The sequence below is a fragment of the Pseudomonas sp. CFBP 13710 genome, from assembly GCF_014842235.1.
Taxonomy (GTDB): Bacteria; Pseudomonadota; Gammaproteobacteria; order Pseudomonadales; family Pseudomonadaceae; genus Aquipseudomonas; species Aquipseudomonas baltica.
Window position 1 is genome coordinate 131377 of sequence record NZ_JACYVJ010000006.1, and the last position, 24645, is coordinate 156021.

Sequence of the window (24645 nt, forward strand, 5' to 3'; positions counted from 1 at the left end):
GCGGTGGATCAGGCCACCGCTTCGATGACTTTGCCTTGCTTCTCGTAGAGGAAGCTGAGCACCGCCAGGCGGTACTGGTTGTACCTCGGGTCGTCGGCCAGGGCCAGTCGGCTGCGCGGACGCGGCAGGTCGATGGTGAGGATTTCGCCGATGGTCGCCGCCGGGCCGTTGGTCATCATCACAATGCGATCTGACAGCAGCACCGCCTCGTCGACATCGTGGGTAATCATCATCACCGTGTTGTGCAGCTCGCTCTGGATGCGCATCACCTCATCCTGAAGGTGCGCCCGAGTCAGAGCATCGAGGGCGCCGAACGGCTCGTCGAGCAACAGCACCTTGGGCTGCATCGCCAGCGCGCGGGCGATGCCGACGCGCTGCTTCATGCCACCGGATATCTCGCTCGGACGCTTGTGCAGGGCGTGGGTCATGTTGACCATTTCCAGGTTGTGCAGGGTCCAGGCGTGGCGCTCGCTTTTGCTCTTGCTGCGCTTGAAGACCTTGTCCACCCCCAGCGCGACGTTTTCATAGACGGTCAGCCAGGGCAGCAGCGAGTGGTTCTGGAACACCAGGCTGCGATCGGGTCCCGGCTGGCGCACTTCCTTGCCGTCGAGGATCACCGCGCCATTGCTCGACTCGATGAGCCCGGCGACGATGTTCAGCACTGTCGACTTGCCGCAGCCTGAATGGCCGATGATGGAGATGTACTCACCGCGCGCGACGTTGAGGTTGATGCCGCGCAGCACCTGGCTGGTAACGCCATCGCGCTCGAAGTGCTTGTCGACGTTTTCGATACTCAAGTAATGGCTCATGTTGCCTCCTCAGCTTTGCGAAGTGCCGCGGGTGACCAGGCGTCCGACCATCGCCACCAGGCGGTCGAGGCAGAAGCCGACCACCCCCACGTAGGCCAGGGCGAGGATGATGTCGCTGATGCGCGAAGCGTTCCAGGCGTCCCAGATGAAGAAGCCGATGCCGACGCCGCCGATCAGCATCTCGGCAGCGATGATCGCCAGCCACGACAGGCCGACGCCGATGCGCAGGCCGGAGAAGATGTAGGGCGCGGCCGCCGGCAGCATGATCTTGCTGAAGTATTCCGCGCCATTGAGGCGCAGCACCTTGGCCACGTTGCGGTAGTCCTCGGGGATGTTGCGCACGCCGACCGAGGTGTTGATGATGATCGGCCAGATGGCGGTGATGAAGATCACGAAGATCGCCGAAGGATAGCTGTCCTTGAAGCCGGCCAGCGACAGCGGCAGCCAGGCCAGGGGTGGCACGGTGCGCAGGATCTGGAACAGTGGATCGAGCCCGCGCATGGCCCAGGTCGATTGCCCCACCAGTACGCCCAGGCTGATCCCCACCACCACGGCCAGGGCGTAGCCATAGGCGACCCGCGACAGGCTCGCCAGCAACTGCCAGGCCATGCCCTTGTCATTGCCACCGTTGTCGTAGAACGGATCGACGATCAGCTCCCAGGTGTCGGTGATCACCTGGGTAGGCGGCGGCAGCGCTGCGCCCTTGCCACTGCAGACCAATTGCCAGACCAGCAACAGCAGGGCACCGATCACCACCGGCGGCAGACACTGCTGAAGCACGAAGCGCCGGGTGTTCTTCAGCAGGCCCGCCAGTACCGGCGGCTTGACCTGAGCCTTGGCGACCGCTTGCGCGGCGCTGTGCAGCTTCTTCACTTCAGCATTCATGATGACCTCCGGTGCGTGCGGGAAACATCAGGCCAGGGCCTTGATGGACAGGCTGTCGAGATAGGCCTGGGGGTTCTGGGGATCGAAGGTCTTGCCGTCGAAAAAGGTTTCGATACCGCGCGAGTCGGAATCGGGAATCTGCGCAGCGGGCACGTTCAGTTCCGCAGCGGCCTGGCGCCACAGGTCGGAGCGATTGACCCTGGCGACCAGGGCCTGGCTGTCGAAGTCCTTGGGCAGGTAGCCCCAGCGCTTGTTCTCGGTGAGGAACCACAGGTCGTGGCTCTTGAACGGGTAGGAGGCGAAGTCGTCCCAGTAGCGCATGATGTGCGGACTGTCGTTGACCACTTTGCCGTTGCCGTAATCGAAGTTGCCTTTCATGCGCTCGGTGATGTCGGCGACAGGCGCGTTGATCCAGCGCCGCTTGGCGCAGATCTGCGCCACTTCTTCTTTGTTCTGCGGCTGCTCGCAGAACATCTGCGCCTCCATCACCGCCTTGAGCAACGCTTTGGTCGCGTTGGGGTTCTTGTCGACGTAGTCGGCGCGCAGCGCCAGGGCTTTCTCCGGGTGCTTGTTCCAGATCTCGCCGGTGGTGTTGGCGGTGTAGCCGATCTTCTGGTTGATGAGCTGGGCGTTCCATGGCTCGCACACGCAGAAGCTGTCCATGCTCCCGACCTTCATGTTGGCAACCATCTGCGGCGGCGGCACGACGATGGTCGACAGGTCTTTGTTCGGGTCGATCCCGCCTGCCGCCAGCCAGTAGCGCAACCACAGGTCATGGGTGCCGCCGGGGAAGGTCATCGCCGCGTTGACGGCCTTGCCACTGGCGCGCTTGCTGGCCAGCGCGGCCTTGAACGGCGCGGAATCCAGGCCCAGTGCCAGGTCTGCGTGTTCGTTGCCCACCGAGATGCACTGGCCGGCCAGGTTCAGGCGCGCCACGATGTACATGGGCACCGGCTGGTTGTTGGGGGTGACCTTGCCGGCCGCGATCAGGTAGGGCATGGGGGTGAGAATGTGTGCGCCGTCGATGCCATTGGCGGCCGCGCCCAGCACCAGGTTGTCCCGTGTGGTACCCCAGGACGACTGCTTGAGCACTTCCACTCCGGTCATGCCATGCTTGGCGAAAAAGCCTTTCTCGTCGGCGACGAACAGCGGCGCGGCGTCGGTCAGGGCGATGAAGCCCAGCTTGGCCGTGGTGGTTTCCAGGCCGTCGTTCCCCGCCGCCCACACCGCCGAAGACAGCCCCGGTGGCAGCAGGCCGAGGGCGGCGCCGGCACCGGCGACGGTCAACGACTGCTTGAGAAAGTGCCGACGCTTGGCGTCGTGTGCGCTTTCCGGGTGTCCTTTGAAAGGCTTGTCATCCATCGCTGATTCCCCTGCTGGTGGCGGCCAAAAAAATGCAAAAAAAAACGGTGTTCACCCGTTCCTGGCAGTGCTGCCGGGAACGCGTGGACACCGTTGTCCAGGATTCGAAATGTCGACCGCAGGTGGCTGCGGTCCTGCAGGTCTCAAAGCAGATTGCGTGCCAAGGCGGCTGCAGCCACGTGCTGTGGCTGTTTGTCAGCGCTCGGCCGCGCCGCCGTGCACGGATGCGGAGCACGCCGCGTGCAGGGTGCGCAAATAGGGCGCAGTGTCGGCCTCAACCCTTGCCGGCCACGGCCAGTACGTTCTGCGCCATGTCGACCATGCGCAGCCCGCGCGACATCGCCGATTGCCGCAGTCGGGTGTAGGCTTCGCTCTCGCTCAACGCGTATTCATTCATCAACAACTGCTTGGCGCGTTCCACCAGCTTGCGTTCGTTGAGCGCCTGGCGCGCCTCGTCCAGTTGCAGGTTGGCGTCCTGCAGGCGATGGGTCTGGGCCTGCAGCAGGTCCAGTAACGAGCGGCCCATCTGCGGGCCGTGGCCGTCGGGCGCCGGGCTGTCGAGATCGCTGGCCTGCACGCTGAACAGGCGGGCATCGCCACAGCCCATGGTTTCCAGGCTGGCCAGGCGTTGCAGCAGCACGCGGTGGTTGTCCAGGTCGGCATTGGCCAGCTTGATGCTGCTCTGGCAGCTGGCGAGCAGTTGTTCGGCCAGGTGTGTCTCTACCTCGTGCATCTGGTCGATGCGCTGGCTGTGCAGCTCGAACCACAGCTGCGACAGGCCGGGGTCCACGGGGTGTTGCGCCGAGGTGCGCATACCCACTTCGCGCAGGCGTAGCAATTGTGCGGTGATCTCGCTGTGCTGCAGGTCGGCCCAGCGCTGCCCGGCCACTGGGTCGGCGAACTCGCCGAAGGTCTGGAAGCAGCGCTGCTGGCTTTGCGTCAGGTGCAGGATGCGCTCCTGCACACCGGCATCGAAGAAGCCTGCCGAGAAGCCCGCCACGCCGGTGGCGCGTTCCTGGCCGGCCAGCTCCTTGCCCTGCATGAAATTGAACAGCGCCACCAGCACTCGGGTGATACTCGGATCAATGGCGGTGTCGGCCGCTTCGAACACCACGGCCATGAGCCCACCCACCAGGCGGGTCAGGGCCGCCGTGGCGACGCTGGGGCTCAGCAGACGTTCGCGGATGCGACGGCGCAGGCCGGGCAGTTCGTCGAAGCCGTGCAGCACGTAGGCCACACGATTGAACAGGCGGGCACGGTCGGCAGCGCTGGCCGCGTTCAGGTCCATGGCCTGCAACCGCTGCAGCACGTCCTGTTCGAGTGCCCGCGCCTGTTCCGTATGCAGGTCGAGTTGGCTGCGGTAGGTTTCGACCTGGCTGCCCAGGTAGACGTTGGTGTAGCCCCGCTCGCGCTGCAGCGCGTGGACCAGGCGGCTGATCAAGGTCACCAGTTCGCAGGTGTCGGCAAGTCCGCGCAGACCTTCCAGCTCGCTGCGGCGGGCGGCCAGCATGAAGCGCAGGGCAGGGGGCATGGGGCGGTCTGGCAGGGCGCGGTCGGGCATGGCGGGCTCGCAACTTCGATGATGGACAGCCCGACTGCATGCAAGTCCCGGTCCGATCCCCGTTGGCCGCTTGTACGCCGCTGCGTATGCCGGCAGCCGCGTAACTGCTATAACGCCCCAGCCAAACAATAAAAAAGGAGTTCACGATGTCCCCCATTTGTCTCGGCGTGGTCGGCTACGGCAAGATCGCCCAGGATCAGCATGTGCCCGCCCTGCGCGACAACCCGGCCTTCGAGCTGGCCGCAGTGGCCACGCTGGGGGCACCTTGCCCCGGTGTCGCGCACTTCGGCAGCCTGCGCGAGCTACTCGATAACGGCCCGGACATCCAGGCGCTGGCCTTCTGCACGCCGCCCCAGGGCCGTTATGCACAAGTGCGTGAAGCCCTGGAGGCCGGCAAGCATGTGCTGGTGGAAAAACCACCCTGCGCCAGCCTCGGTGAGGCCATGGCATTGGTCGAACTGGCCGCCGAGAAGGGCGTGACGTGCCTGTTCGCCTGGCACTCGCGCTTCGCCGCAGGCGTCGAGGCCGCGCGGGCCTGGCTGGTGGGCAAGCAGCTGCAGGCGGTCACGGTCCAGTGGAAGGAGGACGTGCGCAAGTGGCACCCGGGCCAGCAGTGGATCTGGCAGGCCGGGGGGCTGGGTGTGTTCGATCCGGGTATCAACGCCCTGTCGATCATCAGCCACGTGTTGCCCGAACCGCTGTTCGTCACCCACGCCAGCCTGCGCTTTCCCGGCAACCGGCAGGCGCCGATTGCGGCCGACCTGACCATGAGTGACGCCACCGGCCTGACGGTCAGCGCCGCGTTCGACTGGGACCACGGCCACGACGAACTCTGGCAGATCGAGGTGCGCTGCGCCGAAGGCTGCCTGCGCCTGACCCATGGCGGTGCACACCTGCTGATCGACGACGTGCCACAGACGCTCGCCACGACAGGCGAATACCCATTGCTCTACCACTATTTCGCGCAGTTGATCGAGGCCGGTCGAAGCGATACCGACTTGCAGCCTCTGCGCCTGGTGGCCGATGGGTTCCTGCTGGGGCAGCGCGAAACGGTCGCCGATTTCCTCGACTGAACCTGCGTTCAGCGGCGCTGGGAGGGAGGGCTGGGCAGCGGTGCGAGCAGGGCGTCGATATCGTCGCCCTGCAGGCGCCAGTCGCTGCCTTCGCGGGCATCGAGAACGCCCGCCGCCAGGGCCGACTTTTCCTGCTGCAGGCGCTGGATCTTTTCCTCTACCGTGCCACGGGTGATCAGCTTGTAGACGAACACCGGTTTCTCCTGGCTGATTCGGTAGGCGCGGTCGGTGGCCTGGTGCTCGGCTGCGGGGTTCCACCACGGGTCATAGTGAATGACCGTGTCCGCCGCCGTCAGATTCAGGCCCACCCCGCCGGCTTTGAGGCTGATCAGGAAGATCCGCAGCTTGCCGTCCTGGAAGTCCTTGACCGGTGCCCGACGGTCGCGGGTGGTACCGGTGAGCAGCGCATAGGGCACGCCGCGCTTGTGCAGCTCCTGTTCGATCAGTCCCAGCATCGAGGTGAACTGGGAAAACAGCAGAATGCGTCGACCGTTGCCCAGCAGTTCGTCGAGCAATTGCAGCAGACTGGTCAGCTTGCCCGAGCTGTGCCCTGGTGCAGGCGGCGCAACGCTGTTGACCAGACGCAGGTCGCAGCAGACCTGGCGCAGCTTGAGCAACGCTTCGAGAATGATGATCTGGCTGCGTGCCAGGCCCTTGCGGTCGATCTCGGCCCGGACCTTCTTGTCCATGGCCAGGCGTACCGTCTCGTACACGTCGCGCTGTGCGTCATTGAGTTCGACCCAGTGGACGATCTCGCTCTTGGCCGGCAGCTCGGTGGCCACCTGCTCCTTGGTCCGACGCAACAGAAACGGCTTGATGCGCGCGTTCAGATGCTGCAAGCGTGCCTCGTCGCCCTGCCTTTCGATCGGCACGCGGTAGTTGCGGCTGAACTGTTTGCTGTCACCCAGCCAGCCGGGCATGAGGAAATGGAACAGCGACCACAGTTCGCCCAGATGGTTTTCCAGGGGCGTGCCGCTCAGGCACAGGCGTTGCCGCGCGTTGAGCTGGCGCGCCGTCTGCGCGGCCTTGCTGCCAGGGGTCTTGATGTACTGAGCTTCGTCGAGGACCAATACGTGCAGCGGCACCCGCTCGAGCACCTCGATGTCCTTGGGCAGCAGGGCATAGGTGGTCAGCAATACGTCGTAGTCGGCCAGATGGGCGAAGTGTTTCTTGCGCGCGGCACCGTGCAGCGCGAGGACCTTGAGGGTCGGCGCGAAGCGGGCGGCCTCGTCCTGCCAGTTCGGCACCAGGCTGGTGGGCATCACCACCATGGCCGGGCGATCCAGGCGCCCCGCCTGTTTCTCGATCAGCAGGTGGGCGAGGGTCTGCAGGGTCTTGCCCAGGCCCATGTCGTCGGCCAGGATGCCGCCCACTTCCAGCTGCCGCAAGGCCTGCATCCAACTCACGCCCTCCAGCTGGTAGGGGCGCAAGGTTGCATTCAGGCCCTCGGGCGCTGCCACCGGGCAATGGCGAATGTCACGCAGCCGTTCGGCGAAATGGCGTACCTGCTCGCCGCCTTGCCAGTCCAGGGACAATGCCTGCAGCCCTTCCAGGCGCGTGGCATCGGCTGTGGCCAGGCGGATCGAGGTTTCCCCAGGCTCGCGCAGGTAGAAGTCGCCCAGGGTGGCCAGCACCGGCTTCAGCCGCCCATAGGGCAGGGCGACCTGCAGGGTTCGCTGGAAGCCGAGGTGGGAGGTGTGGATGGGCACCAGAATCTGCTCGTCGTCGCGCCGTCGCGCCAGGTGCGCCGGGTTGAGCAACTCGGGGTGGCTGCGCAGCAGGTTGAGCAGGATCGGCAGCAGGCTCAGCGGCTCGCCGTCGACCACGATGCCCAGCTCCAGATCGAACCAGTCGCGTTCCGGCCCTTCTTCGATTGCGGCGTACCAGCGCTCTACCGGCGTCAGGTCGAACGCGAAATCCTCGGCGTATTCGATTTCCCAGCCTTGCTCGCGCAACCCCGGCAGTTCGTTGAGGATGAAACGCAGCCAGGCGGCATCGCTGGGCAGCTCGAAGATTTCGCCGGCGCTTTCGGGCAGAGCCTTGCTCTGACGGGTGGCGAGTTTGAAACCGATGCCCTGCAGCTGCTCGCGCAGGGCCCGTTCGGCGGCTGGCTGACGCTGGATCCGGGCGCTCTGGTTGTTCCACTGGCGTGCCACGGCAGTAGGCCGCGGGCCGCTGACATACTCGCCCGCGTAGCCGTAGGCCAGCGCTGCGCGGTGCTGCACGTAGCGCTGCATCTTGCCGTTGCGCGGTTCGAAAGCGCTGAACTCGACACTGCCCAGCCACAACCGAGGGCGCGGTTGCAGGGTATCGATCAAGCGCTCATCGGGCATATCAACCGGCTTTCGGCGTGAGGCGTTCGAACAGCGCCTCGATGACGTTGAAACGCTCCTCGGCGCGCTCCATCGGCACCATGAACTTGAACAGCGTGGCGCCTTCGAACTTGTAGCGCTTGGGCTGGCTCTGGATCAGCTTGATCAGGGTCAGCGGATCGACCGGCGTGCTCGGGCCGAATTCGATGCGTCCACCCTGCGGGCCGCCATCGACCTTGGTTATGCCCAGTTGCTCGGCTTGAAGCTTGAGCAGCGTCAGGCGCACCAGGTTCTTGGTCGGCTCCGGCAGCAGGCCGAAGCGGTCGATCATCTCCACCTGCAGGTCCTTGAGGCCGTCCTCGTCCACCGCCGAGGCGATGCGCTTGTAGAGAATCAGCCGGGCGTGCACGTCGGGCAGGTAGTCCGCGGGAATCAGTGCCGGCAGACGCAGGTTGATTTCCGGGCCGCCTCCCAGCGGCTGGTCGAGGTTGGGCTGCTCGCCCTTGCGGATCGACTTCACCGCGCGTTCGAGCATTTCCATGTACAGGGTAAAGCCGACTGCCTGGATCTGCCCGCTCTGGCCTTCGCCGAGCAGCTCGCCGGCGCCGCGGATCTCCAGGTCGTTGGTAGCCAGAACGAAACCCGCCCCCAGGTCCTGGGTGTTGGCGATGGCTTCCAGGCGCTTTTCCGCGTCCGGGGTGATCTGCTGGCGCGGCGGGGTCAGCAGGTAGGCGTAGGCCTGGTGGTGACTGCGCCCCACGCGGCCGCGCAGCTGGTGCAGCTGGGCCAGGCCGAACTTGTCGGCACGCTCGATGATGATGGTGTTGGCGCTGGGCACGTCGATGCCGGTCTCGATGATGGTCGAGGCAATCAGCACGTTGAAGCGCTTGTGGTAGAAGTCGCTCATCACCTGTTCGAGCTCGCGCTCGCGCATCTGCCCGTGGCCGATGCCGATGCGTGCCTCGGGCACCAGTTCGGCGAGGTCGGCAGCGCATTTCTCGATGGTCTTCACATCGTTGTGCAGGTAGTACACCTGGCCACCGCGCAACAGCTCGCGCAGCAGTGCTTCCTTCACGGTGCTCTTGTTCTGCTCCATGACGAAGGTGCGCACCGACAGCCGCCGTGCCGGCGGCGTGGCGATGATCGACAGGTCACGCATGCCGGCCACGGCCATGTTCAGGGTACGCGGGATCGGCGTGGCAGTCAGGGTCAGGATGTCGACTTCGCTGCGCAGCGCCTTGAGCGCTTCTTTCTGGCGCACCCCGAAGCGGTGCTCCTCGTCGATGATCACCAGGCCCAGGTTCTTGATCTTGACGTCGTCCTGGAGCAGCTTGTGGGTGCCGATGACGATGTCGATCTTGCCCTCGGCCAGTTGCGCCACCGCGCTGTTGACCTCTTTGGTCGACTTGAAGCGGCTCATCACCTCGACGCTGACCGGCCAGTCGGCGAAGCGGTCACGAAAGCTGTTGTAGTGCTGCTGGGCGAGCAGCGTGGTCGGCACCAGAATGGCCACCTGGCGACCACCGTGCACGGCGATGAACGCGGCACGCATGGCCACTTCGGTCTTGCCGAAGCCAACGTCGCCGCACACCAGGCGGTCCATCGGCTTGGGCGCCAGCATGTCGTGGCGCACCGCGTCGATGGCCGATTGCTGGTCCGGGGTTTCCTCAAAGGCGAAGCCGGCACTGAACGTGGCGTAGTCCAGCGCCGGGTCGGCGAAGGCATAGCCTTTGCGGGCAGCACGGCGCGCATAGATGTCGAGCAACTCGGCGGCCACGTCGCGGACCTGCTCGGCCGCCTTGCGCTTGGCCTTCTGCCAGGTTTCCGAACCAAGCCGGTGCAGCGGCGCCAGTGCATCGTCGCTACCGGTGTAGCGGGCGATCAGGTGCAGGTTGGCCACCGGCACGTACAGCTTGGCGTTCTCGGCGTAGGCCAGGGTCAGGAACTCGGCAACCTGATTGTCGATCTCCAGCGTCGCCAGACCCAGGTAGCGGCCCACACCGTGGTCGATGTGCACCACTGGCGCGCCTTCACGCAATTCGGTGAGGTTCTTGATGACGTTGTCGTTGGCGGCGTCGGCACGCTTGTCACGGCGCCGGCGCTGCATGACGCGCTGGCCGAACAGCGGGCTTTCGGCGATCAGGGCCAGGGCCGGGTCGAGAATCTGCAGGCCCTCGTCCAGTGGCGCGATGGTGATCGCCAGGCGCTCCTTGCCCTGGGCGAACTCTTCCCAGCCGTCCACGGTCCTCGGGCGGACCTTGAGCCGCTCGAGCAACTCCAGCAGCACTTCGCGACGGCCAGCCGATTCGGCGGTGAACAGTACCCGCCCGGGGAACTGGTCGAGGAATCCGGCCAGCGCGGCGAGGGGCTGGCTGGCCTTGGCCTCGATGGCCAGGTCCGGCAGTTTGGCTGCGGCAAAGCGCTCGCGGCCCGGCCCCGGTTCCAGATCGTCCTGGCTAACGATGACGCGCGGCCAGGTCTTGAGTTGGGCGAAGCAGTCTTCCACCGGCATGAACAGCTCTGCGGGCGGCAGCAGGGGCCGCGCGGGATCGACCCGGCGCTCTTCATAGCGGTTGCGCACATCGCTCCAGAAATGCTCGGCGGCCTGTTCGATGCCGGGCAGCGAAAACACCTGGGTGTCCTGGGGCAGGTAGTCGAACAGGGTCGAGGTTTCTTCGAAGAACAGCGGCAGGTAGTACTCGATGCCAGCAGGCGTGATGCCGCTGCTCAGGTCCTGGAAGATCGGGCAGCGCCGGAAGTCGACGTCGAAGCGTTCGCGAAAGCGCGCCTTGAAGCGGGTTACCGCCTCCTTCTGCAAGGGGAACTCACGTGCCGGCAGCAGGCGGATCGATTCGACCTTGTCGATGGAACGCTGGGTCTCCGGATCGAAGGTGCGCAGGGTCTCGATCTCGTCGTCGAACAGGTCGATCCGGTAGGGCAGTTTGCTGCCCATGGGGAACAGGTCGATCAGGGCGCCGCGCACGGCGAACTCGCCGTGTTCATAGACGGTGTCGACATAGCGGTAGCCGCTGGCTTCCAGGCGCGTGCGCATCTGCTCCACGTCCAGGCGCTGACCAACATCCAGCACCAGGCTGCTGCCGAGCAGAAACTGGGTCGGTGCCAGCCTGTGTAGGGCAGTGGTGATGGGCACTACCAAAACCCCGTGTGCCAGCTCGGGCAGGCGGTAGAGGGCGGCGATGCGCTGCGAGATGATGTCCTGGTGCGGCGAGAACAGGTCGTAGGGCAGGGTTTCCCAGTCGGGGAAATGCAGCACCGGCAACTGCGGGGCGAAAAAGCGCAGTTCCTGTTCCAGCCGATCGGCGCTCTGGCTGTCGGCGGTCAGCAGCAGGGTGAAGCGCTTGGCGGCATTGGCCGCTTCGGCGATCGCCAGGCTCAGGGCGGCCCCGGGCAGGTTGCCCCAGGCATGTTTGCCTGCCGAGGCAGGGAGTTGCGGAAGGCGCAGAACAGGCACGGGAGGTTGAGCTCCAAGCGTTGCGGCGGAAAACCGGGATTGTACCGGGGCGGCGGGGGGCTGTCAGGTGCTGTGATGGGGTTGTGCCATTGTGCGGCTTCTACAAGCAGACCCTGAAGGATCCGGGCATTGATTTTCTTGTTCGATCGCGGAGGAATCGGCCCGCAGAGGGCGCGCCATGGTCCCTCGCCATAAAACCGCCGGGTGTCGCCTACCTCATTGGTACACCTCGGTTTTTTTGACGGCCCGATTCGCCAAACTTCACGACGCCGATAAGCGCGGATTGCTCCCGCCGCGCGGCGAAGTCATAATGTAGCCCGTTTTCTCAGCCCCTACATGTGGAAGGTTACCGTGACTCAGAAGCCCGACCAGTGTCTTGGTGAATGGATCGATCGTGAAGCACTCGCCGAAGCGATGATTCCGTTGATCGGCCAGCTCTACCGCAATAACAACGTAGTCACCTCCATCTACGGCCGCAGCCTGATCAACCGTTCGGTGATCGAACTGCTCAAGGCGCACCGCTTCGCTCGCCACCGCCAGTCCGATTCCTCGGAGCTGTCGGTGCACGAGACGTTCCCGCTGATCAAGGCGATGAGCGAACTCAAGCTGGGCGCCGCCTCCGTCGATCTGGGCAAACTCGCGGTCAAGTTCAAGGAAAGCGGGAGCGGGCGCACTGCCGAACAGTTCGTGCGTGAAGAACTGGCAGACGTGGTCGGCAAGCAGAACGAAGGCGAGCGTACCGGTACCGACGTGGTGCTGTACGGTTTTGGCCGCATCGGTCGCCTCCTGGCGCGCATCCTGGTGGAGAAGGCAGGTGCCGGCGATGGCCTGCGTCTGCGGGCGATCGTCGTGCGCAAGGGCGCCGACAACGATCTGGTCAAGCGCGCCAGCCTGCTGCGTCGCGACTCGGTACACGGTTCGTTCGACGGCATCATCCATGTCGACGAAGCCAACAGCACCCTGACGGTCAACGGCAACCTGATCCAGGTCATCTACGCCAAGAACCCCAGCGAAGTCGACTACACCCAGTACGGCATCAAGAATGCCCTGCTGGTCGACAACACCGGCGTGTGGCGCGATGCCGACGGCCTCGGCCAGCACCTGGCCTGCCCCGGCATCGACCGCGTGGTGCTGACCGCACCGGGCAAGGGCAAGCTGAAGAACATCGTGCACGGCATCAACCACGGCCAGATCACCGCAGACGACAAGATCGTTTCGGCGGCGTCCTGCACCACCAATGCCATCGTGCCGGTGCTCAAGGCGGTCAACGACAAGTTCGGCATCATCAACGGCCACGTCGAAACCGTTCACTCGTACACCAACGACCAGAACCTCATCGACAACTTCCACAAGGGCGACCGTCGCGGCCGTTCCGCGGCGTTGAACATGGTCATCACCGAGACCGGCGCCGCCACCGCTGCCGCCAAGGCTCTGCCTGAACTGGCTGGCAAGCTGACCGGCAACGCGATCCGCGTGCCGACGCCGAACGTCTCCATGGCCATCCTCAACCTGAACCTGGAAAAGGCCAGCACTCGCGAAGAAATGAACGAGTACCTGCGCTACATGGCGCTGCATTCGGACCTGTCCCGGCAGATCGACTTCGTCAACTCGCAGGAAGTGGTATCGACCGACTTCGTCGGCTCGCGCTACGCCGGTGTGGTCGATGCCGAAGCCACCATCTGCAACGACAACCGCGTCGTGTTGTACGTCTGGTACGACAACGAGTTCGGCTACAGCTGCCAGGTAGTGCGCGTGATGGAAGACATGGCGGGCGTCAACCCTCCAGCTTTCCCTCACTGAGCCTGACCGCTGAATGAAAACGCCCCGACTGGTTCGGGGCGTTTTTGTGTGTGGGTGTCAGTCAGGACCCCGTCACGGGCAGAGCCCGCGTGCTTTTGTGGGAGCGGGTCTCTGCCCGCGAAGGCCGCGCCACCGTTTCACGCCTGCGCCGCCAACGCAGTCCGCTGCGCATGGCGGTCGCCACGAAACAGCACCAAAGTCGCCACCAACCCCAACACCGCCGCGCCACTGAGCCAGATGCCCGGTGCCGCCTTGTTGTCCAGGGCATGAATCAGGTAGGTGCAGGCGACCGGGGTGAACCCGCCAAACGTCGCCGTGGCCAGGCTGTAGGCCAGGGAAAACCCGGTGGTGCGCACGTCCAGCGGCATGATCTCGGTCAACGCCACAACCATGGCACCGTTGTACGAGCCATACAGGAACGACAGCCACAACTCGACCGTCAGCAGACGCGCGAAGCTGGGGTCAGCCACCAGCCATGACAAGGTCGGATAGGCCGTCAGAATCGCCAGCACCGTGGCCGCAAGCAGCAACGGTTTGCGCCCGATCCGGTCCGACAGCGCGCCCATGATCGGCAACCAGATGAAGTTGGAAATGCCCACCGCCATGGTCACCAGCAACGCATCCATGTCCGACAGGTGCAGCTCGTTCTTGCCGAACGTCGGCGTGTAGGCAGTAATCAGGTAGAACGACACGGTGGTCATCACGACCAGCGCCATGCCCGCCAGCACCAGACGGAAATTCTGCGCCACCGAGTGCACCACCTGCTTGAGGGTTGGGCGGTGGGTGCGAGCCTCGAACTCCGGCGTCTCCTCCAGCGAACGGCGGATGAAAAAGATCACGGGTACGATCATGCAACCCACCAGGAACGGCACCCGCCAGCCCCATTCGCCCATCTGTCGTGCATCCAGGAAGTGGTTGAGCAATACCCCCAGCAGGCCGGCGAAGACCACGGCGACCTGCTGGCTGGCAGACTGCCAACTGACGAAAAAGCCCTTGCGCCCTGGTGTGGCGATTTCCGCCAGATACACCGACACCCCGCCCAGTTCGACGCCTGCGGAAAAGCCCTGCAGCAGCCGGCCGAGCAACACCAGTAAAGGCGCCGCGACGCCCAGGGTTGCATAACCTGGTACGCAGGCAATCAACACCGTGCCCATGGCCATCAACGCCAGGGTCACGATCAGCCCTTTGCGGCGCCCGTGCCGGTCGATGTAGGCACCCAGAAAGATTGCCCCGAGCGGGCGCATGAGAAAACCGGCACCGAAGGTGGCCAGCGATAGCATCAATGAAGCGAAGGCGCTGTCGGTCGGAAAGAAAGTCTTGGCGATTGCCGTGGCATAGAAGCCATAGACCATGAAATCGAACATTTCGAGAAAATTGCCGCTGACAACGCGAAAGATCGCCTTGCCTTTACCCACCTCAGACGTCATGGCCGTGCTCACTCTACTTGATCTTGTTGATGACCCATGGATTCGAACACCTGGCCAATCGGGCACAGCTGTCCGACTCCGGGAACATATCTTGTAACAATATGTTCCAGATCAACCTCAGGTAAAGTGAATTCGTTCGCTAGCTAAGTTTTTCCAGCCACGTTGCCGCGCGGGTAATCCGAGCGCCGAGCCTGCTCAGGCAGGGCGCCAGCTCACCGCGTGAATGCCGAATTTCTCGGCCGAGGGCTGGCTGGTCTTGGTCACATGCTCGCGGCCGAATCGACCGATGCGGCCAACGCCAGCATCGCAGCTCGCCCAATGCCAGGCTTCGCTGTTGTCCATTTTCTCGGCTCTGATGACGAAGGATTTGGGATCGCCGTGAAGGGTATAGTCGATGACGAACAGTTTCGCGTTGTTCATGGGGCCGAGGTTCTTCCTTGTGATGAGCGGCGTGATGTGCGTCGGAGTATGGCCCGCCAGAAAAATTCCGTTGGATTGGCGCGCTCGCGCCAATCCGCAGATTGCCTGGTAGCTCGCTCGCTCGCTCAGCTCAGCTCAGCTCAGCTCAGCCCAGGCCGGCCTGGCGGGCCAGCGCGGTTGCCAGGCTCGGAGCCAGCGGCAAGGTCGGCAACAAAGTTGCCTGGTAGGCATGGTAGAGATCAGGCTTGCCCGGCCAGATGGTCCCTGCCGGTCGATTGCGAGCGTCGAGTTCGTGGTGCCAGCTGCCGTGCTCGCGGTCGATCAGGTAGAGGTCGATGTAGTCCCAGAACTCGCGATACCAGCGCTCGTAAGCGGCATCCGCGGTGCGCTGGTGCAACGCCGCGGCGGCGGCCACTGCCTCGGCCAGCGTCCAATGCAGGCGCTGCGCGACCACTGGACGGTGCTGCCAGTCGATGGTGTAGACGATTCCGGGCTGCCCGTCCACAGCCCAGCCCAGGTCGCAGGCTGCGGCGAACAGACGCTGGGCGTCGTCGGCCAGCCAGCTTGGGTTGGTCAGGCCGATGCGGTGCCTGGCGGCCTCCAGGTGCAGCAGCAATCGCGCCCACTCGAATGCGTGCCCTGGGGTTTGCCCGTATGGGCGAAATTCGTCGGCGGGGCGCTCGTGGTTGTAGTCCGCCAGGGGTTGCCAGCAGGCGTCGAAATGTTCGACCGGCAGGTAGCTGGCCGCAGCCGCGTGGTGGTGAATCAGCCGTTCACTGATTGCCAGCGCGCGATCCAGCCATTTGTCGTCGTTGCAGACGTCGGCCAGCGCCAGGCACGCTTCCACGCCGTGCATGTTGCTGTTGCCACCGCGGTAGCTTTCCGGATCGCTCCAGTCCTGGGCGAAGGACTCCAGGAGTGCCTGCTCCTCCTCGCACCAGAAGCGTCGTTCCAGCACATCGACCGCATCCGCCAGCAACGCTGTCGCGCCGGGCCGTCCGGCGGCAACCGCCGAGCTCGCCGCCAGGGCGACGAAGGCATGCAGGTAGGCTTGCTTGCGCTCTGCAGCCACGGGTTTCTCGCTGGCATGCCAGCCGCCATTTCGTGCATCACGCAGTGGGCCTTGCAGCGTGCGAATGCCGTGGTCGACCATGGCTGCGCTGCCCGGTATCCCCTGGAGACAGGCGAGGGCGAAGCTGTGGGTCATGCGCGCGGTCTGAATGGTCAATGCGCCACTGGACAGCAGCGGTCGGCCACGGTGGTCGAGGTCGGCGAAACCGTTCTCGATCCGCGCGGCCTTGGCAAACTCCAGCAATCGCTGCCCCTGCAGGGCCAGCCAGTGCCGGTGGGCGGGAAGGGTCAACCAGCTGTTTGCAGCGGGAGTAAGGGGCTCCATCTGTACCAATGCCTCGCTAGGGGATGCAGGAGGCATCCAGCATAGCGGCCAGTGTTCCGTCGTGGGGAGCACTGGCCCTTACAGTCATGCTTGTGGCCGATTCGACCTATTCATAGGCGTCATCTTGATCATCTTCGTCGTCAAGCGGCACGGGGGCATTGCTCGTGCCCGATCCGGGGTCTTCGTTGCCTGGGTCGTTGATGAAAGGCACGCCGTTCGGGCCTTTCTCTTCCGTACCTTCGGTTTCCGGTGTCATGGTCATTCTCCTGTAGAAGAAATACGTCGCGACCTGCGCGGGTCGCCTCAGACGTTGGACGCTCGGGCACGCACGACGTTCATGCTGACCATGGCCACCACCGCAACCAAGGCAACCAGCACGCTGAAAAACTCCGCCGAATGATGCAGGCCGAACTGTGGAATGCTCACGCCGACCGCAATCACCGGCACCGACATGGACATGTAGTAGACGATGAACAGCGCCGAGGTCACCCCGGCTTTCTGGCCGGCCGGCGCGGCGTTGGTCACCGCGCCCATGCCGGCGCGGAAGGTCAGGCCCTGGCCGATGCCGCTCAAGGCGCCGCCCAGCACCAGTAGCCACAGCTGCGCGCTGGCGATACTCATGCCCAGGCAGGCAACGCCCACGATCAGCACGCTGCAACCGATGCTCATCTGCGCACTGTCGCGGATCCGCCGGACCCAGGCCTGGCCGACGACCGAGCCTGCGAACAGCACGAAGATCACCGCGCCGATCACGACCCCGCCGTCGTGACCCATGACTTGGCGCATGATCGACGGCACCAGCGAGGTGAACAGCCCCGTCACGCTGAAACCGGCGAGGCCGGCAATGGCCGCAGGAATGAACGGCCCGCGCACCGCCGCTGGCAGGCTGGGACGCTGGAAGGCAAGCCGCGGCTTGGCTGGGCGTCGGACGGTTTCACCGACAGACAGAATGGCTGCGGTAGCCGCCAACAGCAGCACCAGGTGGACGACGAACGCCAGGTGTACCGGCCACGGCAGGAATTGCGAAGTCAGCCCGGCCAGCAGTGGCCCCAGGCCCAAGCCGAGCATGTTGGCTGCGGTGGCGACCAAGGTTGCATTGCCCTGCCAGCGCTTGGGCGCCGCCTCGATCACCGCCACCGTGCCGGTACCGGTCATGATGCCGGCCGAGAAGCCCGAGATCAGCCGACCGACCAGCAGCCCGCCGATGGAGTCGGTGCAGAGGAAGATCAGCGCACTGAGCGCGCCCATGGCCAGGCCGGCCAGCAGCATCGGTCGCCGGCCCAGTTGATCGGACCAGCTGCCGACCGCCAGCAACGCAAAGATCACGCCGGCGGCATAGATGGCGAAAATCAAGGTCACCCAGGTCGGACCGAAACCCAGGTGCTGTTGATACAAGGCATACAGCGGTGTTGGCAGGGTGGTGCCGATCATGGTGATCAGAAACGCCAGGGCGATCAGCCAGAAGCGAGTCCGGGCACGCCGGTCGTTGCAGGTGTCGTCGGTGACGCCAGGGTCTTGCGCAGGTGTTCGAGTCATCGGTTTCAGCCAGATCGGAGAAGGCAGTCGGAGTACCCGTCGGTGGCATTTGGCCGGACGCCCGTCAGCAGCGGCGGCCGGCCATGCATCACGGGTGCTTGAAGTGCGCGCCGCGGCGCAGCCGGATCGGCCCTTCGGCCTCAGTGTCCGGGTCGAGCCGCACATCGCCTTGAGTCACGTCGATGATGCGAGCGGCGGCCAGGGCCCTGGCCACCCGGCGAACCTCGGGCATCAGCGCGCGCCACTGCGGTTCATCCTGCTCCAGCGAGCGAGCCACCTCGGAGGGGCAGATCGAAGCGCCGGGAGCGCGCTGTTCCAGCAGTTGCAGGACGCGGCTGGCGATGACGTCGTCGGGATGGGTCATGGAGGGCGTTCGTCCTTGCAGGCAACATGGCGAATATGAAAACAACTTCAGCCATGTTACCTGCAACGTCTCGCACTGGACATATCGACCCGTTGCCGGCTCAGGCGCTGGCGGCCTCGTCCGGAGTGAATTCCTTCTCCATGTGCCGTTCGATCTGCTCCAGCGACTTGCCCCGGGTTTCCGGCACGCAAGTCATCACGAAGATCAGCGACATGACGTTGATCACCGCGAACAACATGAAGGTATAAGGGCCGAAGCCGGCCAGGGCGATCGGGAACATGAACGCCACCGACGCATTGCACAGCCACTGGAAGCACACCGCAGTGCCGGTCATCAGGCCACGCAGGTGCGAGGGAAACAGCTCGGACATCAGCAGCCAGTAGACCGGAGCGATGAAGGTCTGCATGAACAGCAGGAACATCAGGATGCAGGCCAGTGCCAGGTAGCTCTGCAGCAGCGAGGCGGGCAGCATGGTCAGCACGCAGCAGAGCAGCACCTGCGCGAGGATCACGAAGCACAGGCCGGTCATCAGCATCGGCCGACGGCCATGGCGCCCGACCAGCCAGATGCCGATCAGGGTGGCGATCACCGAAGCCACGCCGTTGCCGATGGTGGCGGTGAGTGCCGCGTTGGTACCCAGCCCGGTGGACTTGAGGATGACCGGCGTGAAATACATGAACGCATTCACCCCCGTCAGCTGAGCCACGAAGCCCAGCCCCATGCCCACCAGCAGCAGGCGACGCAGCCAGGGCTCGGCCCAGATCGAGGACCAACTGACATCGGCGCGCTGCTCTTCGTTCTGGGCAATGATCTCCTTCATTTCCTTGTCGACCTGCTTCTTGCTCGAACGCAGCCTTTCCAGCACTTCGCGTGCCTCGTCCATGCGGCCCTTGCTGGCGAGCCAGCGCGGTGAGGTGGGCACGAAGTGCATGCCAATCCACAGCAGCGCAGCCGGAATCACCGCGATGGCGAGCATCCAGCGCCATACATCGGGGGTGTGGGCAAAATGCGCGAGCAGGGCGTTGGAGACATAGGCCACCAACTGCCCGGTGACGATCATCAACTCATTCTGGCTCACCAGCCGCGCCCGCTTGTTGGGGCCGGCGATTTCGGCAATGAACATCGGCACGATCGCCGATGCCCCACCGACTGCCAACCCCAGCACGAAGCGAGTGGCGATCATGATCGCCACCGTCGGCGCGAGGGCGGAACCCAGGGCGCCGATCATGAACAGGATGGCCAGGCCTTTGAGCGCCGTCAGGCGTCCGTATTTGTCAGCCAGATGGCCGGCGAACAATGAGCCGAAGGCGGCACCCAGAATCAGCGAGGAAGCCACCAGGCCCTCGGTGAACGGAGTGAGGCCCAGGCCACCTTGGTCCGGCCCCTGGGTCATGAAGGGCAGGGCGCCGGAAATCACCCCCGTGTCGTAGCCGAAAGCCAGCGCGCCCATGGTGGCGATGATCGCCACACGCACCACTATCTGGCCGGGAGAGGTGCGTGTGGCGTCGTTTTCCTCGCCTGCAGGCGAAGTGTCGGGTGTTGTGGTGTTGGAACTGGACAAGGCTCATTCCTTTCATTGCGCGCAGGCAATGCGTCGTGATGCGCCACGCAGGATCGCGCACGAAAGGGGCAAGGCAGGTATCAGCGTTCGGTGTTGCGATGCCGGCCCGGGAAGGGAACACTCCCTAAGGCCGTCGGCTCCAGCGGATATTATGATTATGTCGAACTGCTTGAATGTTGAAGTCTTCGGGCCGCATTCGATCATGCTGCCGAAGACACTGCCTGTGCGCTTTTCGCGACCATCTGCCGGTATGGCGCTGGGCTGTGAGTCTTATGAACGAAGTGGTTACAAAAAGTTTTGTATCGTTTGAAATTAAATGATGTCGGCGTGCGCCGCCCAGGCACGGCAGCGGCGCTCTGCTAGCATAGAGGCTTGAATCCCAGGAGAAACCCGTGAGCCGCAAGAATCTGAACCGCACCCCCGAGCAAGTCGCCTTGGCCCGCCGTGCAGGGGCGCTTGCCGCTGACGTACTGCGCATGATTGCACCGCACGTACAGGCCGGCGTCACCACCCAGTACCTGGACGAGCTGTGCAATGCCTACATCGTGAACGAATTGAAAGTAATCCCGGCCAACGTTGGCTATCACGGGTTTACCAAGACGGTGTGCATATCGGTCAACGAAGTGGTTTGCCACGGTGTGCCCAGCAACGAAGTGGTGCTGGCCGACGGCGACATCGTCAACATCGATGTGGCCGTCATAAAAGACGGCTGGTTCGGCGACACCAGCCGCATGTACTACGTCGGTGAGCCGAGCGCGCTGGCAAAGCGACTGGTGGACACCACCCACGAGGCGATGCTGGCCGGTATCGAAGTGGTCAAGCCGGGTGCGACCTTGGGCGATATCGGCCACGCCATCCAGAGCGTGGCGCACCGCGAAGGGTTCAGCGTTGTACGCGAATACTGTGGGCATGGCATCGGGCAGATCTACCACGACGATCCGCAAGTGTTGCACTACGGCCGCAAGGGCGAGGGGATGCGTTTGAGCCAGGGCATGATTTTCACCATCGAGCCGATGATCAACGCCGGCAAGGCTGGAACCCGCCAGTTGGCCGATGGCTGGACCGTGGTGACCCGCGACCGGTCACTGTCCGCGCAATGGGAGCATATGGTGGCAGTGACTGCCGATGGCTACGAGATTCTCACGCTGTAACGGACGAGCACAGGCGCCTGCTGCTAATCCTGATCCAGGGGCACCAGTTCACGAATACGCGCAACCACTTTGTTGATATCGAAGGGTTTGTCGTACACGGCGTTGAACAGCTCGGGCGTTGCCCGACCGACGCCGCCCTGGGCGCCACTCATCAAAAGAATGGGCACGGATCCGAGCGAAGCGTGGCTGCGAATTTTTTGCGCCAGCTCGAGGCCGTTCATGCCAGGCATCATGAAGTCGGTTATGACAAGCGCCGGCGACTCGCTATCGAAAATCTCGAGCGCGCGTTTGCCATTGCTGGCGGTGAAAGCCTTGTAGCCTTCGTCCTCCAACGCGTAACCGAGAATGTCGGCGATGAGATACTCATCGTCGACGATCAGGATAGTGGGCATGTCAGTTCGACCCCGGCAACATCACGGATTCGAAATCGTGGAGGCACTACCCGATAACACTGCCTCTGCATTTGTGAACGCCTTTCTCAGGTCGATTCCATGACCATGAATGACCAGCTCCAATAGCGACGGATCATAATAACTGTCTCTGATTTTAAGAATGGAAAGCAGGCGCTTTAGTTCAGACTCATGTTCGACGAATCGCGTCAGCAGGATGTTGTCGACGATGCTGGAGAGGTCTGGCGCCGGCGAGGTGATCTCCGGACCGAACAGGCCGCGGACCTCCCACGTGGCGAACACCGTGACGCCACGGGCGCGCAGCTCGCTCATCAGGGTACTGAAGAACTCGGTCAGGCGTACGGTGCTGGTCGCCGTGCGGGCCATGCCGCCCAGGCTGTCGATGAGCAGGCGCTTGATGCCATGGACCTCGACATGGCGCAGCAGCCTTGCCCCCAGACCGTCGAGCAGCCCTTCGGTGGTTGGCTGCCAACACACGTGCAAAGCGCCGCTGGCTTGCAGCGCCTCGAAATCATGGCCAAGCGATCGCGCCTTGATCTGCAGGCGGCGCTCGGACTCGTACATGCCAAACAGCATGCCCGGCTGTTCGGGCGTGGACGCCGACAGGAAGCTGATTCCCATGCTGGTCTTGCCGATGCCCGACGGGCCCATTACCAGCGTCACCGAGGAACGCGGCAGACCGCCGCCAATCAGGTTGTCCAGCGCAGGAATGCCGCTGGGTATGCGGGTAAGATCGGTGGGGTCAGGGCAGGAGGGGTGGCTGTACAGGCTTTCCAGGCGCGGGTACACCACCAGCCCATCGTCGGTGATCTCGCATTCGTGCAACCCTGACAGCGCGCCGCTGCCACGGGTCTTGCGCAGTTGGATGCGGCGCACCGAACGGGTGTTGAACAGCTCCTCGCCCAGTTCGATCACGCCATCGACCATGGTGTGCTCTGGGCTGCCGTCGTCCAGTCGCGAGCTGGTCAGGAACAGCACCGTACACCCGGCGAACGCCGCATGGCCCTGCAGCTCGGAGATGAATTTCTTGGTGTCGATCTGCGAGTCGGCCTTGGAGCGGGCATTGAGCACGCCATCAACGATCAATACCGTCGCTTTCTGCCGACTGATTTCGCGGCGCAGCAGCTTGACCACTTCGTCCAGGCCTTCGTTTTCCAGGGTGTCGAATGCGCTGACGAACTGGATCTCGTTGCCGATTTTCGAGGCATCGAAAAAGCTCAGCGTGGACAGGTACTGGAACAGCCGCTCATGGGATTCCGCAAGCAGGGTGGCGACCAGTACGCGGCCACCCTGGCTCACGTGATTGAAGCCCAACTGGTTGGCCAGGATGGTCTTGCCCGAACCCGGACGGCCCTGCACGATGTATGACGCACCGGCCACCAGCCCACCCTTGAGCAACAAATCGAGCCCTTCAATCCCGCTTGCGAGGCGCTTTAGCTGTTCCAATATCCGATCTGCCTGTATGGGTTGTACGCGATCGGCCATGTCTGCACGACGGTGACCGATCCATCAAATGCTGGGGATTCTATACCTTTTTGACCAAGCCAGTGCATCCAAACCCATGCCCCTGTAGCAGCGGCTTGCGCCAACGGTATGGCAGGTGTTCGCACTCCCTGTAGCAGCGGCGCAAGCCGCGTCCGGCAGCACCGCGGAGCCCCTGATCCACCTCAACCACCGCTAGACGGATTTCCGCCGACGTTCGTAATGCTCCAGCAACGGCTGGGTGCTGATGCCATGCACCAGAATGCTCAAGGCCACCACCGACAACGTCAGGCTGATACACACCTGCTCGACCGACTCAGGCAGTTCGTGGGCCAGTGCGTAGCACAGGTAGTAGATGGAGCCGATCCCGCGGATGCCGAACCAGCCCAGCAATGCTCGCTGATGGCCATCGAGCAGGCGGCGGCTGACCAGCAGCCATACGCTCAGCGGGCGGATCACGCAGAACAGTGCCGCCGCCAGGCCGACCGCACGCCAGTCCCAGTAGGCAGAAAGCGTTGCCCCCAGAATGGTGATCAGCAGCACTTCCATGGATCGTTCCACCAGATTGCCGAACACCAGGATGTCACCCATCATCACCCCAGCGGCCAATTGCCCGTCCTCCAGATCCTTGGGATGGGTGACGGTACCTTCCTCGGGCGCCAGGTCGCGGTGCCCCACGACCGGCTTGGCCAGATGCTCCGAAGGCACCTCGGATCTCGACGTACGCACTTCTGCCTGACGCAGCCCCAGGCCGGCCGCGAACACTGCGAGAAATCCGAAAGCGCCCAGGGATGCGGCGCCAAAGTACGACAGGGCAATCAGCGCCAACGCCAGAAAGTCGTTGGGCGAGTTGGTACTGTCGGCATTGCGCACGCGCAGGTAGATCATCAGGTGACCGATGGCCCGGCCCATCCCGTAACCGACCAAGAGCCCGACCGGCACGCCCCACAGCAGATTCTCCAAGGCCCACTGGCCCAGCCAGTGGCTGTCCAGGCTGCCATGGTGCAGCATCAGCAGGCTGAGGATCACGAAGGGAAAGGCCGTACCGTCGTTGAGCCCGGCCTCACCCGACAGCCCGAAGCGCACACGGTCGAAGTCCTGCGCGCTATTCACCTGGACCATGGATGCCAGCACCGGATCGGTCGGCGCCAGCATGGCCCCCAGCAAGGTACTCACGCCCCAGGACAAGCCCAGGCCGTAGTGCGCCACCAGGCACACGCCCAGAATCGACACCAGCATGACCGGACCCGACAGCATATAGGCCGCTCGCCACGCGCTGCGCCCCAGGCCAAGTCGCAGCTTGATCCCGGTGCTGAACAGCGAGAACAGCACGGCAGCCTCCGCCAGGCGCTCGAGCCACGAGGCGGTGTCCTTGAAATCGGTGGTGAACAGACCCAGCCCCATGGGACCGATGGCCACGCCGAATGCCAGGCACACCGCAGAGGTCGTCACCGGCAGCCAGCGCAAGTAAGACGCCGTCAGCGCCAGCATCAACAGCAGGACGCCAAGAACGGCCATCCACAAAATAAAGCTCATCAGGCCTCGCCGGGCTTGCGCCCATGAAATGGCTACAAAATGTAACCGCTTCAGCTGTGACTGCCAGGGAGAGCGTTAGTTGAGTGGC

Annotated in this window: 19 protein-coding genes; 3 read left to right on the forward strand and 16 right to left on the reverse strand. The window is 64.0% G+C overall.

The genetic code is table 11. The features are described 5' to 3' along the window. Positions 1–8: 8 nt before the first annotated feature. The 4 genes from IFT44_RS15080 to IFT44_RS15095 all read right to left on the reverse strand — a co-directional run bounded on the left by IFT44_RS15080 (position 9) and on the right by IFT44_RS15095 (position 4587). Positions 9–809, reverse strand: a complete 801-nt coding sequence (locus IFT44_RS15080) for an ABC transporter ATP-binding protein (protein ID WP_122712958.1) — start codon at positions 807–809, stop codon at positions 9–11. A 9-nt stretch (positions 810–818) separates the two neighbouring features. Next, a complete protein-coding gene (gene ntrB, locus IFT44_RS15085) occupies positions 819–1694 on the reverse strand; it encodes a nitrate ABC transporter permease (protein ID WP_122478773.1) in 876 nt (291 codons plus the stop codon). A gap of 27 nt (positions 1695–1721) precedes the next feature. Next, positions 1722–3056 carry a CmpA/NrtA family ABC transporter substrate-binding protein gene (locus IFT44_RS15090; protein ID WP_192176156.1) on the reverse strand — a complete coding sequence of 445 codons (1335 nt, stop codon included), beginning with the start codon at positions 3054–3056 and terminating at the stop codon, positions 1722–1724. A 274-nt stretch (positions 3057–3330) separates the two neighbouring features. Continuing rightward, positions 3331–4587: a nitrate regulatory protein gene (locus IFT44_RS15095; protein ID WP_185793701.1), complete on the reverse strand. Its 1257-nt coding sequence runs from the start codon at positions 4585–4587 to the stop codon at positions 3331–3333. Between the two features lie 176 nt (positions 4588–4763). On the opposite strand from IFT44_RS15095, the gene IFT44_RS15100 reads away from it, so the two are divergent. Next, the gene (locus tag IFT44_RS15100; RefSeq protein WP_192054179.1) at positions 4764–5690 is read left to right on the forward strand and encodes a Gfo/Idh/MocA family protein; all 927 of its coding nucleotides are present in this window, start codon (positions 4764–4766) and stop codon (positions 5688–5690) included. 8 nt (positions 5691–5698) lie between these two features. Here IFT44_RS15100 and IFT44_RS15105 read toward each other — a convergent pair whose 3' ends face one another. Further along, positions 5699–8023, reverse strand: a complete 2325-nt coding sequence (locus IFT44_RS15105) for a DEAD/DEAH box helicase (protein ID WP_192176157.1) — start codon at positions 8021–8023, stop codon at positions 5699–5701. Position 8024: 1 nt separating this feature from the next. Continuing rightward, positions 8025–11474, reverse strand: a complete 3450-nt coding sequence (gene mfd, locus IFT44_RS15110; protein ID WP_192176158.1) for a transcription-repair coupling factor — start codon at positions 11472–11474, stop codon at positions 8025–8027. Positions 11475–11810: 336 nt separating this feature from the next. On the opposite strand from mfd, the gene IFT44_RS15115 reads away from it, so the two are divergent. After that, positions 11811–13274, forward strand: a complete 1464-nt coding sequence (locus tag IFT44_RS15115) for a glyceraldehyde-3-phosphate dehydrogenase (protein ID WP_192103611.1) — start codon at positions 11811–11813, stop codon at positions 13272–13274. A 137-nt stretch (positions 13275–13411) separates the two neighbouring features. On the opposite strand, the gene tcuC is transcribed toward IFT44_RS15115, so the two are convergent. The 7 genes from tcuC to IFT44_RS15150 all read right to left on the reverse strand — a co-directional run bounded on the left by tcuC (position 13412) and on the right by IFT44_RS15150 (position 19978). After that, positions 13412–14701, reverse strand: coding sequence for an MFS transporter (gene tcuC / locus IFT44_RS15120; RefSeq protein WP_185793698.1), 1290 nt, complete (start codon positions 14699–14701; stop codon positions 13412–13414). Between the two features lie 195 nt (positions 14702–14896). Next, entirely contained in the window at positions 14897–15121 is a 225-nt protein-coding gene (locus IFT44_RS15125) for a DUF6555 family protein (RefSeq protein ID WP_185793697.1), read from the reverse strand. Between the two features lie 145 nt (positions 15122–15266). Next, a complete protein-coding gene (locus tag IFT44_RS15130; RefSeq protein ID WP_192176159.1) occupies positions 15267–16517 on the reverse strand; it encodes a D-mannose isomerase in 1251 nt (416 codons plus the stop codon). A gap of 106 nt (positions 16518–16623) precedes the next feature. Further along, the gene (locus tag IFT44_RS15135) at positions 16624–16773 is read right to left on the reverse strand and encodes a hypothetical protein (RefSeq protein WP_192176160.1); all 150 of its coding nucleotides are present in this window, start codon (positions 16771–16773) and stop codon (positions 16624–16626) included. A gap of 47 nt (positions 16774–16820) precedes the next feature. Then, positions 16821–18053 carry an MFS transporter gene (locus IFT44_RS15140; RefSeq protein WP_192176161.1) on the reverse strand — a complete coding sequence of 411 codons (1233 nt, stop codon included), beginning with the start codon at positions 18051–18053 and terminating at the stop codon, positions 16821–16823. Positions 18054–18141: 88 nt separating this feature from the next. Next, positions 18142–18417, reverse strand: a complete 276-nt coding sequence (locus tag IFT44_RS15145) for a DUF3253 domain-containing protein (protein ID WP_122478754.1) — start codon at positions 18415–18417, stop codon at positions 18142–18144. A 100-nt stretch (positions 18418–18517) separates the two neighbouring features. Then, positions 18518–19978 (reverse strand): sugar porter family MFS transporter, encoded by a 1461-nt coding sequence (locus IFT44_RS15150; protein ID WP_274598223.1) that lies wholly within the window; start codon positions 19976–19978, stop codon positions 18518–18520. 392 nt (positions 19979–20370) lie between these two features. Here IFT44_RS15150 and map point away from each other — a divergent pair, with 392 nt between their 5' ends. Further along, positions 20371–21129: a type I methionyl aminopeptidase gene (map, locus tag IFT44_RS15155; RefSeq protein WP_192057383.1), complete on the forward strand. Its 759-nt coding sequence runs from the start codon at positions 20371–20373 to the stop codon at positions 21127–21129. A 23-nt stretch (positions 21130–21152) separates the two neighbouring features. Here map and IFT44_RS15160 read toward each other — a convergent pair whose 3' ends face one another. The 3 genes from IFT44_RS15160 to IFT44_RS15170 form a co-directional block, all read right to left on the reverse strand. Next, positions 21153–21521, reverse strand: coding sequence for a response regulator transcription factor (locus IFT44_RS15160; RefSeq protein ID WP_192176162.1), 369 nt, complete (start codon positions 21519–21521; stop codon positions 21153–21155). 21 nt (positions 21522–21542) lie between these two features. Continuing rightward, entirely contained in the window at positions 21543–22988 is a 1446-nt protein-coding gene (locus IFT44_RS15165) for an ATPase domain-containing protein (protein WP_192176182.1), read from the reverse strand. Positions 22989–23216: 228 nt separating this feature from the next. Beyond that, positions 23217–24557 (reverse strand): cation:proton antiporter, encoded by a 1341-nt coding sequence (locus tag IFT44_RS15170; protein WP_185793694.1) that lies wholly within the window; start codon positions 24555–24557, stop codon positions 23217–23219. Positions 24558–24645 lie beyond the last annotated feature (88 nt).

Excerpts from the sequence above, each read along its gene's own strand:
- IFT44_RS15080 (WP_122712958.1), bottom strand. The coding sequence starts at position 809 with ATGAGCCATTACTTGAGTATCGAAAACGTCGACAAGCACTTCGAGCGC.
- ntrB (WP_122478773.1), bottom strand. The coding sequence starts at position 1,694 with ATGAATGCTGAAGTGAAGAAGCTGCACAGCGCCGCGCAAGCGGTCGCC.
- IFT44_RS15090 (WP_192176156.1), bottom strand. The coding sequence starts at position 3,056 with ATGGATGACAAGCCTTTCAAAGGACACCCGGAAAGCGCACACGACGCC.
- IFT44_RS15095 (WP_185793701.1), bottom strand. The coding sequence starts at position 4,587 with ATGCCCCCTGCCCTGCGCTTCATGCTGGCCGCCCGCCGCAGCGAGCTG.
- IFT44_RS15100 (WP_192054179.1), top strand. The coding sequence starts at position 4,764 with ATGTCCCCCATTTGTCTCGGCGTGGTCGGCTACGGCAAGATCGCCCAG.
- IFT44_RS15105 (WP_192176157.1), bottom strand. The coding sequence starts at position 8,023 with ATGCCCGATGAGCGCTTGATCGATACCCTGCAACCGCGCCCTCGGTTG.
- IFT44_RS15115 (WP_192103611.1), top strand. The coding sequence starts at position 11,811 with ATGTGGAAGGTTACCGTGACTCAGAAGCCCGACCAGTGTCTTGGTGAA.
- tcuC (WP_185793698.1), bottom strand. The coding sequence starts at position 14,701 with ATGACGTCTGAGGTGGGTAAAGGCAAGGCGATCTTTCGCGTTGTCAGC.
- IFT44_RS15125 (WP_185793697.1), bottom strand. The coding sequence starts at position 15,121 with ATGAACAACGCGAAACTGTTCGTCATCGACTATACCCTTCACGGCGAT.
- IFT44_RS15130 (WP_192176159.1), bottom strand. The coding sequence starts at position 16,517 with ATGGAGCCCCTTACTCCCGCTGCAAACAGCTGGTTGACCCTTCCCGCC.
- IFT44_RS15135 (WP_192176160.1), bottom strand. The coding sequence starts at position 16,773 with ATGACACCGGAAACCGAAGGTACGGAAGAGAAAGGCCCGAACGGCGTG.
- IFT44_RS15140 (WP_192176161.1), bottom strand. The coding sequence starts at position 18,053 with ATGACTCGAACACCTGCGCAAGACCCTGGCGTCACCGACGACACCTGC.
- IFT44_RS15145 (WP_122478754.1), bottom strand. The coding sequence starts at position 18,417 with ATGACCCATCCCGACGACGTCATCGCCAGCCGCGTCCTGCAACTGCTG.
- IFT44_RS15160 (WP_192176162.1), bottom strand. The coding sequence starts at position 21,521 with ATGCCCACTATCCTGATCGTCGACGATGAGTATCTCATCGCCGACATT.
- IFT44_RS15170 (WP_185793694.1), bottom strand. The coding sequence starts at position 24,557 with ATGAGCTTTATTTTGTGGATGGCCGTTCTTGGCGTCCTGCTGTTGATG.